Annotated in this window: 11 protein-coding genes; 8 read left to right on the forward strand and 3 right to left on the reverse strand. The window is 42.4% G+C overall.

What is annotated here, in order from left to right; all coding sequences use genetic code 11:
• Positions 1-82 precede the first annotated feature (82 nt).
• The 6 genes from VRK28_RS01100 (at position 83) to VRK28_RS01125 (ending at position 7313) form a co-directional block, all read left to right on the forward strand.
• Positions 83-676 (forward strand): PilZ domain-containing protein, encoded by a 594-nt coding sequence (locus VRK28_RS01100; protein WP_058584935.1) that lies wholly within the window; start codon positions 83-85, stop codon positions 674-676.
• An 84-nt stretch (positions 677-760) separates the two neighbouring features.
• A complete protein-coding gene (locus tag VRK28_RS01105) occupies positions 761-1819 on the forward strand; it encodes an agmatine deiminase family protein (protein ID WP_332393133.1) in 1059 nt (352 codons plus the stop codon).
• A complete protein-coding gene (locus VRK28_RS01110; RefSeq protein WP_054553061.1) occupies positions 1812-2705 on the forward strand; it encodes a carbon-nitrogen hydrolase in 894 nt (297 codons plus the stop codon). The genes VRK28_RS01105 and VRK28_RS01110 overlap by 8 nt, the downstream gene beginning before the upstream one ends.
• 29 nt (positions 2706-2734) lie before the next feature.
• On the forward strand, positions 2735-6208 hold the full coding sequence (gene mfd / locus VRK28_RS01115) for a transcription-repair coupling factor (RefSeq protein ID WP_063529151.1): 3474 nt from the start codon (positions 2735-2737) through the stop codon (positions 6206-6208).
• Positions 6208-7038, forward strand: a complete 831-nt coding sequence (locus VRK28_RS01120; RefSeq protein WP_332393134.1) for a peptidoglycan binding protein CsiV — start codon at positions 6208-6210, stop codon at positions 7036-7038. Before mfd ends, VRK28_RS01120 begins: the two co-directional genes overlap by 1 nt.
• A gap of 11 nt (positions 7039-7049) precedes the next feature.
• On the forward strand, positions 7050-7313 hold the full coding sequence (locus VRK28_RS01125) for a hypothetical protein (protein WP_062565372.1): 264 nt from the start codon (positions 7050-7052) through the stop codon (positions 7311-7313).
• Positions 7314-7362: 49 nt separating this feature from the next.
• Here the strand turns inward: VRK28_RS01125 and VRK28_RS01130 are convergent, their stop codons facing one another.
• The 3 genes from VRK28_RS01130 to VRK28_RS01140 all read right to left on the reverse strand — a co-directional run bounded on the left by VRK28_RS01130 (position 7363) and on the right by VRK28_RS01140 (position 12449).
• Entirely contained in the window at positions 7363-8739 is a 1377-nt protein-coding gene (locus VRK28_RS01130) for a hypothetical protein (RefSeq protein ID WP_138519623.1), read from the reverse strand.
• 108 nt (positions 8740-8847) lie between these two features.
• A complete protein-coding gene (locus VRK28_RS01135; protein ID WP_062565227.1) occupies positions 8848-11439 on the reverse strand; it encodes a TonB-dependent receptor plug domain-containing protein in 2592 nt (863 codons plus the stop codon).
• Between the two features lie 590 nt (positions 11440-12029).
• Positions 12030-12449, reverse strand: coding sequence for a hypothetical protein (locus tag VRK28_RS01140; protein WP_138519624.1), 420 nt, complete (start codon positions 12447-12449; stop codon positions 12030-12032).
• A 346-nt stretch (positions 12450-12795) separates the two neighbouring features.
• Here VRK28_RS01140 and ccoN point away from each other — a divergent pair, with 346 nt between their 5' ends.
• Positions 12796-14229, forward strand: a complete 1434-nt coding sequence (ccoN, locus tag VRK28_RS01145; RefSeq protein WP_036967883.1) for a cytochrome-c oxidase, cbb3-type subunit I — start codon at positions 12796-12798, stop codon at positions 14227-14229.
• 12 nt (positions 14230-14241) lie between these two features.
• Positions 14242-14916: a cytochrome-c oxidase, cbb3-type subunit II gene (ccoO, locus tag VRK28_RS01150; protein WP_054561332.1), complete on the forward strand. Its 675-nt coding sequence runs from the start codon at positions 14242-14244 to the stop codon at positions 14914-14916.

Here is a 14916-nt window from a genome sequence, read left to right on the forward strand (position 1 = left end):
TTGCCCTTTTTTTTGATTATTTGATTACTAGCAATTTACTGCTTCGAACGCTAGTATTAAGGAAAGATGTGTGGAGTACAGCATGAATAATCAAAAATTAGCCGAATTTGAACAGTATTTTCAAATCAACGAGAGCAACCGTGTCAATTTATATGCGGTTGAACCAAGTGCTGTGCCAAAAACCAATGCTGAACTTGAAGCGGATATCCCTGCCCTATTTAAACTTGCCAACGAAGTAAACGAACTTGAACAAACAAGCTTACGACCACTGCGTAACCTAGGTGATGTTGCACAAGAACTGGCGGCCTTTTTACAGGCGCAGTCTCGTAAAATTGATTTAATCATGAGCCACATCTTAGCCTCAGAGCAGCCTGACGATAACGCAAACTATTGCGATAGTTATGGCGGTGGTGGTGTAAAACTTACCTCAGCTGATGTGTATGAATTAGGGCAAACATTTCGTACTAAGTTGTTCTTGCAGCACGAAGCATCTGCCATTTATTGCTATACCGAATTAGTGGCTATTGAAAAATGTGATGATGATAAATACCAATACACATTATTGTTTACTGCCATTCGCGATGCTGACCAAGATTTAGTCGTAAGAGCAGCCCTGCACGCACAAACACGCCAACTTAAAAAACGTCAGCAAGAAAACAATCAGCAAGACAGTTAAAAATCACGCTTTATCGCGCACAAAAAGCTGACATCTATGGCTAAAATGCTAAACTAGCCCCACCTTAGTTTGTTTAATACCTTCATGAAATTTAGACTTTTACCTGAATGGGCTGAGCAAGATGCCGTTATGCTCACTTGGCCTCATCAAGACACAGATTGGGCAGCAAATTTAACCGCTGTTGAGCCTGTGTATGTAGCACTTTGCCAAGCAATAAGCCAACAACAAGATGTTGTGATTGTAGCTCATGATAATGCTCTCAAAGCACATATCGCAGCTTTACTTGCAAATGCAGATGTCGATGCTAATCGCATTCACTTTGTGGTGACACCGTGTAACGATACTTGGGCACGTGACCATGGCCCATTGACCTGTGCAAATATTGATGACGCAACTCAATTAAAAGTAATGGATTTTATTTTTAATGGTTGGGGCAATAAGTTTGCAAGTGATCTTGATAATCAAATTAATCAAGTACTTGTAAATCAAGTCGCGAGCCCTAAAAATGGTTATCAGCAAAGTGATCTGGTTCTTGAAGGCGGTGGCGTCGAGATCAATGAACACGGCGTGCTACTTACAACCAGCGAGTGCTTATTAAACCCAAATCGTAACCCAGAACTCACAAAGGCAGATATAGAACAAACGCTGGTCGAGCAACTGGGTGCTACGTCGTTTCTTTGGGTTGATCACGGTTACCTTGCAGGTGATGATACCGACAGCCATATTGATACGCTGGTACGTTTTGCCCCGAACAATACGCTTGTTTATGTTAAGTGCGACGATAAAGATGATGAGCACTTTGCAGCCCTTGATGCAATGGAAAAGCAACTGCAATCATTTAAAACAGCAGAGGGTGAAAACTACACGCTGATTGCCTTACCTTGGCCAAAAGCTGTGTTCGATGAAGATGGTGACAGATTACCTGCCACATACGCTAATTATTTAATTATCAATAAAACCGTTTTAGTGCCAATTTATGGTGACGAAAACGACCAACTGGCGCTTGGTCAGGTTGCCAAAGCATACCCAGATCACACTGTTGTGGGTATTAATTGTGTGCCAATTATTCACCAATTTGGCAGCTTACACTGTATTACAATGCAATTACCGCGCGGCTTTTTAGCAGGAACAAACAATGACTAAACCAACGCATTTAAAGGTTGCTCTTGTTCAGCAATCAAACACCGATAATGCTCAAGACAATATGGCAAAATCAATTGCTGGTATTCGTGATGCAGCAAGCCAAGGCGCTAAGCTTATTGTTCTTCAAGAGCTACACCGTAGCTTGTATTTTTGTCAAACCGAAGATGTAGACGTTTTTGATTTAGCAGAAACAATCCCGGGTCCAAGCACAGACACCTTAGGTGCACTTGCCAAAGAACTTAATGTGGTGATCGTGTCATCATTATTCGAAAAGCGCGCTACAGGACTTTATCACAATACCGCTGTGGTACTTGAAACTGACGGCAGCATTGCCGGTAAATACCGTAAAATGCATATTCCTGATGATCCAGGTTTTTACGAGAAGTTTTATTTCACACCGGGTGATTTAGGTTTTGAGCCTATTCAAACCTCTGTTGGTAAACTAGGCGTGTTAGTTTGTTGGGATCAATGGTTCCCAGAGGCTGCACGCTTAATGGCAATGGCCGGTGCTGAAATTTTAATTTACCCAACAGCCATTGGTTGGGACCCGCGTGATGAAAAAGACGAGCAAACACGTCAAAAAGACGCCTGGGTTATTTCGCAACGCGCTCATGCAGTTGCCAACGGCGTACCTGTGATCAGCTGTAACCGTGTTGGTCACGAAAGTGATCCAAGTGGTCAAAGTGAAGGTATTCAGTTCTGGGGGAACTCGTTTATCGCGGGCCCTCAAGGTGAAATCTTAGCCGAAGCGAACAACAGCGATGAGCAATTACTAGTTGTTGAATTAGACCAAGCGCGTAGTGAAAACATACGTCGAATTTGGCCTTACCTTCGTGATCGTCGCATCGATCACTATCAGGACTTAACCAAGATTTATCGAGACTAAGCAGTAAAAACAGTTTAAAGGAGTAGTAAATGGCGTTTGCGCAATGGGCAGCATTGCCTTGGGTAAAATCTGAAAAAGATAAGATTCAATGGGGACAACTGACCGGTAGCGGGCTTAGCATCGCCATCGCAGAAGGTGTAAAGCAACACAACGAGCTGGTTGTGATTGTCACCCCAGATACGCCAAGCGCCCTTCGCCTTGAAACTGAACTCGAATTTCTGTTGCCTGAAAACCCAGTCATGGTCTTCCCTGACTGGGAAACACTCCCTTATGATCATTTTTCGCCCCATCAAGATATTATTTCGGCGCGCTTAGCCACGTTGAATACCTTAAAAAAAGAACAGCAAAGCGTATTAATCGTGCCAGTGTCGACCTTGATGCTGCGTACTGCTCCTGCTTCGTTTATTTATGGTTCAACCCTTAACTTTAAAGTGGGCGATACCCTAGATACCCACACATTGCGTGAAAACTTAGAACAAGCGGGCTATTTACATGTACAACAAGTGATGGAGCATGGTGAATACGCTATCCGCGGCTCTATCGTTGACTTATACCCTATGGGTAGCCCTCACCCATTTCGTTTAGACTTTTTTGATGATGAGCTCGACAGCATTCGCTTATTTGATGTTGAAAGCCAGCGCTCAGATGAAAAGGTCGACAAAATTGAGTTACTGCCTGCTCACGAATTCCCAACCAACGACTCAGACATTGAGCGTTTTCGTATCAACTACCGTGAACAATTTGGCGCAAGCTCTGAGCAAGACTCAATTTATATGCAGGTGACTAAAGGAACCTGGCCTGCCGGTATCGAATATTACATGCCACTGTTTTTTGATGAATTGGCAACTATCTTCGATTACTTACCAAGCAATACAACCTTTATGCATTTTGGCGATATTGAGCATGCTGCTGATCAGTTTTGGCATGATGTGAATGTACGCTATGAAAACCGCCGTGTTGATCCGCTCAGACCTTTACTTGAACCTGTTAAACTGTATCAAAGCGTTAATGAGCTATTTGGTGAATTTGGTAAATACGCGCGCATTCGTTTATCGCAAGCAAAATTAGGCACCAAAGCGGGTCACACCAACCTTGCTAGTAAAGAGCTGCCAAATGTTCGTATTGATCATAAGTTACATGAACCGTACCAAGGTTTAATTGACTATGTTGCCAGTGAGAAAAAACAAAAAGGCCGCGTGCTGCTCTCGGTTGAATCGGATGGCCGCCGCGAATCATTACTCACCTTATTAAAGCCAAGTGGTTTAAAGCTTAAAGAATTTGAATCGTTTAGTGATTTTACCAATAGTTCGAGTGATGTTGGCCTAATAGTTTCGCCACTTGAGCAAAGTGTGGTGCTAGACGGTAAGCCGCGTTTAACTATTATCACAGAGCAAGAATTATTAGGCATTAAGGTCTCGCAACGTCGACGCCGTAAACATAAATACGAAGCCAGCCAAGATGCGCTTATTCGTAACCTTGCTGAGCTACGTGAAGGTCAACCAATTGTTCACCTCGATCACGGTGTAGGCCGCTATCAAGGCCTTGAAACCATTGATGCAGCCGGTGTAATCACTGAATTTGTTACGATAATCTACGCTAACGAGGCAAAACTATACGTGCCCGTTTCTGCGTTACATATGCTGAGCCGCTATTCAGGTGGCGAAGAGGCCTCTGCCCCGCTCCACAAATTAGGCTCCGATGCGTGGGAAAAAGCCAAGAAACGTGCCGCTGAAAAAGTTCGTGATGTTGCTGCTGAGCTTTTAGATATTTACGCTAAACGCCAAGCAAAGCCTGGCAATAAATTTAAGCTTGATGGCAGTGCTTATCGTCAGTTTAGCGACAGCTTCCCATTTGAAGAAACTGACGATCAACGCAACGCCATTGAATCTGTGCTCGGTGATATGCAAAGTAAGCAAGCGATGGACCGTTTAGTATGTGGTGACGTTGGCTTTGGTAAAACCGAAGTGGCAATGCGCGCTGCCTTTGTGGCCGTGAATGATAACAAGCAAGTTGCGGTACTGGTACCAACCACACTACTTGCACAGCAACATTATGAAAACTTTAAAGACCGCTTTGCCGATTTACCAATCGAGGTTGGCGTTTTGTCGCGCTTTAACTCAACCAAAGAGCAAAAAGACACCCTAGATAAAATGGCTGAGGGTAAATTAGATATCGTGATTGGTACTCACAAGCTTATTCAACAAGATATTCAATTTAAAGATTTGGGCTTATTGATTGTTGACGAAGAGCACCGTTTTGGGGTGCGCCAAAAAGAAAAAATCAAAGCATTACGTGCCGATGTCGATATTTTAACGCTCACTGCGACCCCTATCCCACGTACATTAAACATGGCAATGAGTGGCATGCGTGACTTATCAATCATAGCCACACCGCCTGCGAAACGTTTAGCAGTTAAAACCTTTGTTAGACAAAGAGATGCAGAACTAATTCGCGAAGCAATTCTGCGTGAGATTAAACGCGGAGGTCAGGTGTATTTCTTACATAATAATGTTGAAACCATAGACCGAGTTGCAGAAGAAATCAGTGAATGGGTACCTGAAGCCAGCGTAACAACCGCACATGGTCAAATGCGAGAACGCGAGCTTGAACAAATCATGAGTGATTTTTATCACCAAAAATATAACGTGATTGTGTGTACCACTATTATCGAAACCGGTATCGATGTACCCACTGCCAACACCATTATTATGGATAGAGCAGATAAGCTCGGTCTGGCACAACTACATCAGTTACGTGGTCGTGTTGGTCGTAGCCATCACCAAGCGTATGCCTACCTTCTGACTGGTAACCCTAAATCACTTAGTAAAGATGCGGTTAAACGCCTTGAAGCGATTGAATCACTGGAAGACTTGGGTGCAGGTTTTGCGCTCGCAACTCATGATTTAGAAATTCGTGGTGCCGGTGAGCTGCTTGGTGACGACCAATCAGGTCAAATGCAAACCATTGGTTTTAGTTTGTATATGGAAATGCTTGAGCAAGCGGTTAACTCCCTCAAAGAAGGTAAAGAGCCAACCCTTGAGAACCTACTCGGTCAACAAACTGAAGTGGACTTAAAGCTGCCTGCGTTATTACCTGATGATTATATTCATGATGTAAACGTACGTTTAGGTATCTATAAACGCATTGCAAGCTGTGCTAACCTCAATGATATGGACGAGTTACAGGTAGAGCTGATTGACCGTTTTGGTCTACTGCCTGACGCCACGAAAAACTTATTCAGTTTGCAGCAATTAAAACTGCAAGCAAGTAATATTGGCATTAAGAAGATTGAAGCAAACCCGAAAGGCGGTTATTTTGAGTTTAGCCAGCATACAAAGGTTAACCCTAGCTTCATTATAGGTTTGATACAAAGTGCACCGCAGGTGTATAAAATGGATGGCGCAAATAAACTGCGCTTTGCAATTAGCGAAGCCAACGCTCGCGAACGCTTAAAAATGGTCACTGCAATGATTGCAGATTTCGAAAAAAAGGTTAGCCATTAATGTTGTTTAGAAATAGTTTACTACTGCTTTGTTGCTTATTTACAAGCTCGTCATTTGCAACACGTTGGTTCGAAATAGAAGTTCTTATTTATAAACAGCGCCCAGCCCCCTACTTACAGGAAGATTTCAGCCTAAAACACGATGAAATAAGGGCTAAGCGTAGCAAAGATCTATTATCTCCTGCATACACAGCACAAGCGAAGCAAGCGTGTATTGAAGGTGATAGCCGCTTTCGCAGTGATTCTTTCACAGATTCTTTAGTCAATAGCAATCCTCACTCAAACGTGTGTGATGACAGTGTTGATTTTTTAGCTAGCTATAGTCAACTGCCTGTGACCCCCGTTGTTGAAACCCGTGAAGACACTGACGACATTTATTTAATGGCGCCAGAACAATTACAGTTTGTTGAGCAAAAAAATCAGCTTGATAGAAAAGGCTTAACCCCTATTTTACACACGGGCTGGCGCTTTCCTGAAATGAGTGAAAAAAGAGCACCTAGCATCCGCCTCTTTGCCGGCGATCACTTAGCAAAACACGCAAGTCCAGTAGAAGAAAACAACGATTTTATTAGTTTAGTCGGCCCTACTGAGCGCTACATTCCCGATCTGGTGAAAAATGTGCCTGAGTGGGAATTAGACGGTTTAATGAAGATTTATGTTCGTCACTACCTATTTATAAACGCAGATTTTGATATTAGTCAGCGCTTAGAAACAGGTGATTACGAAAAAGCTCGTTTTTCACAATTTAAACGTGTGATTAGTAACGAGATACATTATTTTGATCACCCACGTATGGGGATGATCGTGCAAATAAGACGCTACAACCATTAATGGATACAATTATGAAAAAATATATGGCAATTGCAGCAGCGGCTGCGGTACTTACTTTAGCAGGTTGCTCAAAAGTAAATTTAGAGAACTACGAAAAAATTGAAATTGGCATGGATAAAACTGAGGTTGAAGCTATTTTAGGTTCAGCGGATAAGTGTGAAGAAAAGACACTGCACACTAACTGTATCTGGGGTAACAAAGATAAAAACATCGAAATTACGCTAGTATCAGACAAAGTGTCGCTTTACAGCAAAACAGGTTTAGACGCTAAATAAACCGAAATGGGTGGCCAAGGCCACCCTTTCATCTTTCATCTTTCATCTTTCATCTTTCATCTTTCAGAATGTCAGTTTGTGAGTAAATACGCTCAATATTAACAATTTTGCTGCGATTTAACGTAATCTTGTAGCGCTGATACAAAGTTTCATCTTCGCTTTGTGTAAACACTAATACTACATTTAACTGATAACGCCTCTCTACGGCTTTCTTAGAGATTTTATTGCTATCTAGATGATAGAGCTTACCTTCACCCCGCTTTAAATAACGAGCAAACGGTGCCAAGCTAAATTGCATGGTTTGTTGCAAGGTATCGTAGCCAGGTAAAAACTCTTTAGCGTTAACTTGTGTTTCGCTTGCAAAATGCAGCCACTGAGCAGCCTGTTTATTTTGATGGCGGCGCTTTGAAAAAATTCTTCTTACCGCTTTAGGCAGGCGTTTAAAACTGGTGTATTCAAGCCAAATGTATTGGCTGGCAATTTTGTCTTTGGTTATGCTGTTTTTAAATTGAAAGCGCCATTTAGGTCGCCCTCGTACGATAGCTCGCCAAATCACCCGTGTTATGTCTTCTTTAAATATTTCACGAAGACCATAAATAACACCCAAGATCAAAATCAACGTCGCTGTTACTTCGGTAAAGTTTGAACGAGCATTTAACACAACCAACATCACAAAGGCCATGATCACAGCGGTCACCGTGCCCTTTACCATACGTTTTAAATAACTGTTTAAGTGACGCGTGCTACGTGTAAGCACCACTCCATGCTCAATCAAACGTTGTAATAGGCGCATTTTGTTGGTGATACGGTTGGCATCTTCAAGTGTCGATTGCGAGTTATATTCTTGCTCTTCACGGTAACTGTTTTCATTTTTGCAAAACTCTAATAGCTCACTGCGCTCTTTTGCAAAATCACTACTGCGCGGCCCTTCATCAAGTAGTTTTAAAAATGACTGCTCTACATGCCAGCTTAAGTAGTTATCAGCGTTTTTATAAAATGGCAGTAGCTTTTCGTCATCTGGGGTGTAGCGTCTTAGTTTTTTTAACAAACCTTTGGTTTGCTCGCACAACTCAATGGCTGCAGGGTAAAACTCTTCAGCTTCTTGGTGCTTTAGGGTGTCTTTAATATCGGCATTCAGCGCGAGTCGAACTTGATAGCAATATAGGTTTAAGTTTTGACGATAATCTTGCTGTTCACCTTTGTTTTTACTAACAAAGCGGCTTCTCACTAAGGGTAAGTGAATGTTGTTAGCGTTATACGCAAGGTGCGATTTAAAGTTATTATTAAAGAATGATTCTTCGCTCAGTGTTTGTGGGTTAACACTCATTTCATTCGGAATGGAGAAATACAGGTCGAGTCGTTGCTCTGTGCGTGGTTTAAGCTCAGGCTCAATAATAAAAGATAAGTTTTCGTCTTGTTTAAGCAATATCACCTCGCTTGTTAAAAGTACCTCTATAGTTTACGCGTTGATAGGCTTTCAGACAATAAAAAAGGCCCAGTAAAAACTGGGCCTTAGTAATCATTTCAAACTAGATTAGAACTTGATGTTCATACCAGCGAAGAAACGACGACCTAGTACATCGTATGTGTACGGGTCAGTGTTTGAGTCATTGTTACCTGAGTAGTAAGGTGCTTGCTTATCGAATAAGTTGTTAACACCTGCAGAGAATGACACTGTGTCGTTCAGGATGTATGAACCGCTGATGTCGTGGTATACAACAGTACCAACGCTTGGTACTAGACACTCGCTGTCGTCAGCAAGACATGCGTAGCTGTCTAGGCCGTCGATCATACGTGCTTGGTATTGTGCATCCCAGTTGTCGCCAGACGCGTTAAGAGTGAAGTTAGACTTAACTTTCGCGTAGCTACCGATACCTGAAGTTACAAGACCTGTGTAATCGATTGTGCTTGTGCCTGAATCAACGATGTACTCATCAAGGATTGTTACATCAAGACCTGTGCGCCAGTTAAGACCTGCAGCTTCAAATGCATACTTGAAGTTTACGTCGTAACCTTTAGTAGATTCATTACCAATGTTTTGTAATTGGTTGTTGAAGCTAATGCGACCAGTGCTTTGGTTGAAGTTGATTGCAGAAGACTGACATAAAGCAGTATCTTGGTTCTTGTATGCGCCAGTAGAAGCATCAAGACAGTTTTCAACGATGTACTGGTTGTTTACGCTTGAAATTGAGTTTTCAATTTCGATTTCGTAGTAGTCAACAGTCATTGAGAAACCGTCGAACCACTCTGGAGCGTATACGAAACCAGCAGTTACTGTATCAGCAAGCTCTGGCGTTAATTGGTCGTTACCACCAACAGTTACTTCAGCTTGGTCTTGTGCACCAGGGAAGTTAACTTGTTCGAATGAAGGTGATTTACCTTGGTAAAGCTCAGATACTGTAGGAGCACGGAATGCAGTTGAACGAACAGCACGTAGCATTAGTTCGTCGTTTACACGCCAAGTTAGACCTAGTTTCCAAGTCTCATCTGAACCAAATGTGCTGTAATCGAATGCACGAACAGCAGCGCTTAAGTCAACCATTTGAGCAAATGGTGCGTCAGCTAGAAGTGGAACAGCGAATTCAACGTAAGCTTCGTTTACGTCAAAACGACCACCAGTTGGTTCAACACGTGGGTCATTTGCAAGACCTTGTGAAGTTAGTGAATCTGGAACGTACCATGCTTTTTCTTCACGACGCTCGATACCAGCAGCGAAACCAACGTAACCTGCAGGAAGTTCCATTACTTCACCGTTAAGGCCAGCAGAAAGAACTAATAATTGGCTACCACCTGAGTTGTTTTCAGTGTAGTTGTACTGTGCAAGGTTGCTACCTGACCAATCAGCTTGGTTAAGTGGGTTGAAAGTACCCTCTTCGATTGCGTCTTGGATTGAACCCATGTTAAGTAGGTTAGTTGCACGGTCAACTGAGTCGTTACGACCGAATACTACTGAAGTATCCCAGCCCCAACCGTTGTCGAATGCACCGTCAAGACCGATTACTGCACGTACAGTATCAACAACTTGCTCATAACCACGAGGACCAACATCAGTCATACGACGACCGTAAGAGATGTCTTCACCGTCAGCTACACCGTGAGAAAGAAGTGAGTCACCCATAGTTGCTGCATCGTAAGTGAAGTCAAACCATACTGGCTGTGGAGCCATTTGTTGAGTTGACCAACGCTTAGAGTAAGTGAACTCAGAAACTAAACGCGTTTCATCAGTTACGTCAAAATGGCCAATACCTGTTAGGTTTAAACGACGCATTGGCGTGTAAAGGTAGCTTGTTGCTGAGTAGTTGTAAGCATCACCAGCTGAAGTGAAATCGTGCCACTCGCCGTCTGCTTGACCTTGTAAGCTTGCATTTTCAGCCCAAACGTGACCGAAAGGCGTGTAAGAAGAACCACCACAGTAGAAGCTACCGTTTTCGTAATCTTCTTCGATTGGACAATCAGAGAAATCACGGTCTGCTTGAGAAGCATCACCACGGTCTGTGTATTGTAAACCAATTACAACGTTACCACGGTCAAAGCTTGAACCCATTGTGATATCGAAAGACGTTTCGTCTGCATCGCCTTCACCAGTGATAGCACCGTTAAGGTTCATGTCTAGACCTTCGAAGTCGTCTTTTAAGATGATGTTAACAACACCAGCTACCGCGTCAGTACCATATACAGCAGATGCGCCGTCTTTTAGTACTTCAACTTGCTTGATCATTGATACTGGGATTGTGTTTAAGTCAACAGTAGATGCTGCGCCAGTACCAGAGTTGATCATACGACGACCATTTACTAGTACTAGAGTACGTTGTGCGCCTAAACCACGTAGGTCAACACGTGCGTTACCGCCTGAACCGTTGTTAACAGCAGGGTTAGTCATCGCACCGCTTGCTGCAGTCATTTTTTGTAGAACGCCATCGATGCTTGATGCACCCATTGCTTTGATGTCATCTGCACCAATTAAAGTTACAGGACTAGACGTCTCCATATCGGTACGCTTAATGCGAGAACCTGTAACTTGAATTTTTTCAATAGACTCTGCTGCATCATCAGCAGCTAAAACTTGCATGCTTGAGAACATTGGGATTGCTGAAACAACAGCTAAACCAAGAATTGATTTTTTCATGTGAAAACCCTACTTGTTGGAAATTTACCTTTAGTTAGGTAGCGCTCGTTATTATTAGAATCACGAGTCAGCGGAGGGCAACTTAGGCTCAGTTAACTGAACGAAAACTGAATGACAGGTTAAAGAAAAAACAACCCCGAAATGGCGTATCCATTTTGGGTAATAAGGTTTCACGATGTATCAATGTTAACAGAAAAAAACACCTTTATATCAGCAAGGTAACATTATTAAGTAGCAAAAAAAACACGATTGAAATCAATTGCACGCACTTTGTAATCAAGTGTAACTAAAGCCCAATTAGTGCTACAAATGAAATTTTTACAAGTTGATCACACAACGTTATAAAAACCGTAAAAGCTTGGTAAGACTGCTAACCATAGTTATTCACTTAAATTAACTAAATAGACAAAGTTAGCCCGTTAAACAGTGTATTAGAGGAAGAATTTTTGTTTTTGTTCCGTCAATTTGTAATACCGTATAAAGATACGGCTAATAAAGAACATTAAAGTAGAAAAAGATGACGTAGGGATGACGACAATCACAGCTTTTAAATAATCAAAAGCTGTGATCAACAATAATAATGGAAGATGTTATCGAGTTTGCAGTGAATCGAAATAATAAAGCAAAGTTTGTGGTTGATTGTCACCAGTAGTATAAGTGAGCATCATTTTCCAGGTCATTACAGGCTCAGAGCATGCGCCAACCATAGTATCAGCAACCCAAACTTGCCCTTTCTGATTAAACTGTAGTGGAATAAAACCCATATACATAGTGACACCTTCAAGTTTAGCAGAGAGGTTTTTAGCATCTTTCGGCAGCTTTAGGTTGATTGCAAAAGGCAACTCAGGGCTGACAGCTGGGTTGCTCAGCCAAACTTCTGCATTATTAGGGTAATAACAATGACTATTGTTCTCACAACTTGTACTTGTGCTCCCCTCTTCTATACTTTGGCTATCACATGCAGCTAAAAATACACTGAAAAGGAAAACGGGTAAAAAACTAGTTCGCACTCTATTTGCCTGTATAAAATAAAAGCGGATACTAGTGAGCTACCCGCGAAAAGACAACCATGCTAGATGGAATAAGCTAATAAAAATACAATCTCTGACAAAAAATAACCAACAAAGCGCTAAAATTTGATTGATGTCATAATTTTATGCAATTGACCTATCTTTTTAAGGTCAAAAATTTTATCATTTCCATCGCAAAAATAAGGGTTTCTCGAGTTTGTTTTCTGAAGCTAGCACCGCTAAGTTGGCTTTAGGTAACACGCTTGTGAAGTAATAGTAGGCCCCACTTTGAATAAAAGTGGGTAATTCATTTCTAAAACGCATTTATTGCAGCGGAAGCCAGAAAATGAGCCAAACAGTAGCATCACAAACTGAGTACAATTATAAAGTTGTACGCCAATTCGCTATTATGACAGTGATTTGGGGCATCGTTGGCATGAGTGTTGGGGTTCTGATTGCTGCCCAATTAGCTTGGCCAGCACTTAACTTTGATACACCATGGTTAACTTACTCTCGACTACGTCCGTTACACACGAACGCAGTAATTTTCGCATTTGGTACAAGTGCACTTTTTGCGACGTCTTATTACGTCGTACAACGTACATGTCAAACGCGCCTTTTCTCAGATAAACTAGCAGCCTTCACCTTCTGGGGTTGGCAACTTGTTATCGTACTAGCAGCGATTACCTTACCACTAGGTATCACAAGCTCAAAAGAATACGCAGAACTTGAATGGCCAATCGATATTCTTATCGCCGTTGTTTGGGTAACTTACGCAGTTGTATTCTTTGGTACGTTAATCAAGCGTAAAGTATCGCACATCTATGTTGCGAACTGGTTCTACGCTGGTTTCATCATTACTGTTGCCGTTTTACACATTGTAAACAGCATGGCAATTCCTGTTTCACTAACTAAATCGTACTCTATCTACGCAGGTGCTGTAGATGCAATGGTTCAGTGGTGGTACGGTCACAACGCTGTTGGTTTCTTATTAACTGCTGGTTTCTTAGGTATGATGTACTACTTCGTACCAAAACAAGCAGGTCGCCCTGTTTATTCTTACCGTTTATCGGTAGTTCACTTCTGGGCTCTTGTTTCTTTATACATCTGGGCAGGTCCTCACCACCTACACTACACTGCGCTTCCAGACTGGACGCAAAGCTTAGGTATGGTTATGTCAGTTATCCTATTCGTTCCATCTTGGGGTGGTATGATCAACGGTATCATGACGTTATCAGGTGCATGGCATAAACTACGTACTGACCCAGTACTTCGTTTCTTAGTTGTTTCTCTATCTTTCTACGGTATGTCTACGTTCGAAGGCCCAATGATGGCTATTAAGTCAGTTAACGCGCTTTCTCACTACACTGACTGGACTGTAGGTCACGTACACTCAGGTGCACTAGGTTGGGTTGCAATGATTTCTATCGGTGCTATCTATCACCTAATCCCTGCACTATTCTCACAAGGCCGTATGTACAGTGTTAAACTAGTTAACACGCACTTCTGGTTACACACTGTTGGTGTTGTTCTATACATCGTAGCAATGTGGATCTCAGGTGTAATGCAAGGTCTAATGTGGCGTGCAGTAAACTCAGACGGTACGTTAATGTACAGCTTTGTACAGTCATTAGAAGCTTCGTATCCGTTCTATATCATGCGTTTCCTAGGCGGTGTATTCATCGTAACAGGTATGCTAATTATGGCTTACAACGTTTATCGTACTATTGCAGCGAAGAAAGATTCGCTTCAATTAGACGCTGACGCACAATTGGCATAATGGAGTAGCACGATGAGCAATAATAATTCACAAAACAAACACGAAATAGTCGAAAAGAACGTTGGCCTAATGGCTATCTTGACTGTCTTTGCAATCAGCTTTGGTGCGTTAGTTGAGATTACTCCACTAATGTTCCAAGACGATACGACTAAACCTGTTGATGGCTTACGCCCTCTTACAGCGTTAGAAATGGAAGGTCGTGATATCTACGTGCGTGAAGGTTGTTACAACTGTCACTCACAAATGATTCGTCCTTTCCGTGACGAGGTTGAGCGTTACGGTCACTACTCTGTAGCTGGTGAATCAGTATGGGATCACCCATTCCAATGGGGTTCTAAGCGTACTGGTCCTGACCTAGCTCGTGTTGGTGAGCGTTACTCAGACGATTGGCACCATGCTCACTTAATGGACCCACGTGCTGTGGTTCCTGAGTCAAACATGCCAGCGTTCCCTTGGTTAGACGAAAACAGAGTCGATACGACCCATACACTTAAAAAGCTTCAAGTATTCCGTGATAGCTTCGGAATCGACAAAGCAAGCGACCGTTACGATGGTAAAGGTTACGGTAGTGACGAAGAGCTAAAAGCTGACATTGCGAAAATCGAAGCCATGAACAATGGTGAAGGCGCAACTGAAATGCAAGCTCTAATCGCTTACTTACAACAGCTTGGCACACACTTGAAGTAA

This window comes from Pseudoalteromonas sp. P80D2 (assembly GCF_036680945.1).
In the GTDB taxonomy this organism is placed as follows: domain Bacteria; phylum Pseudomonadota; class Gammaproteobacteria; order Enterobacterales; family Alteromonadaceae; genus Pseudoalteromonas; species Pseudoalteromonas shioyasakiensis.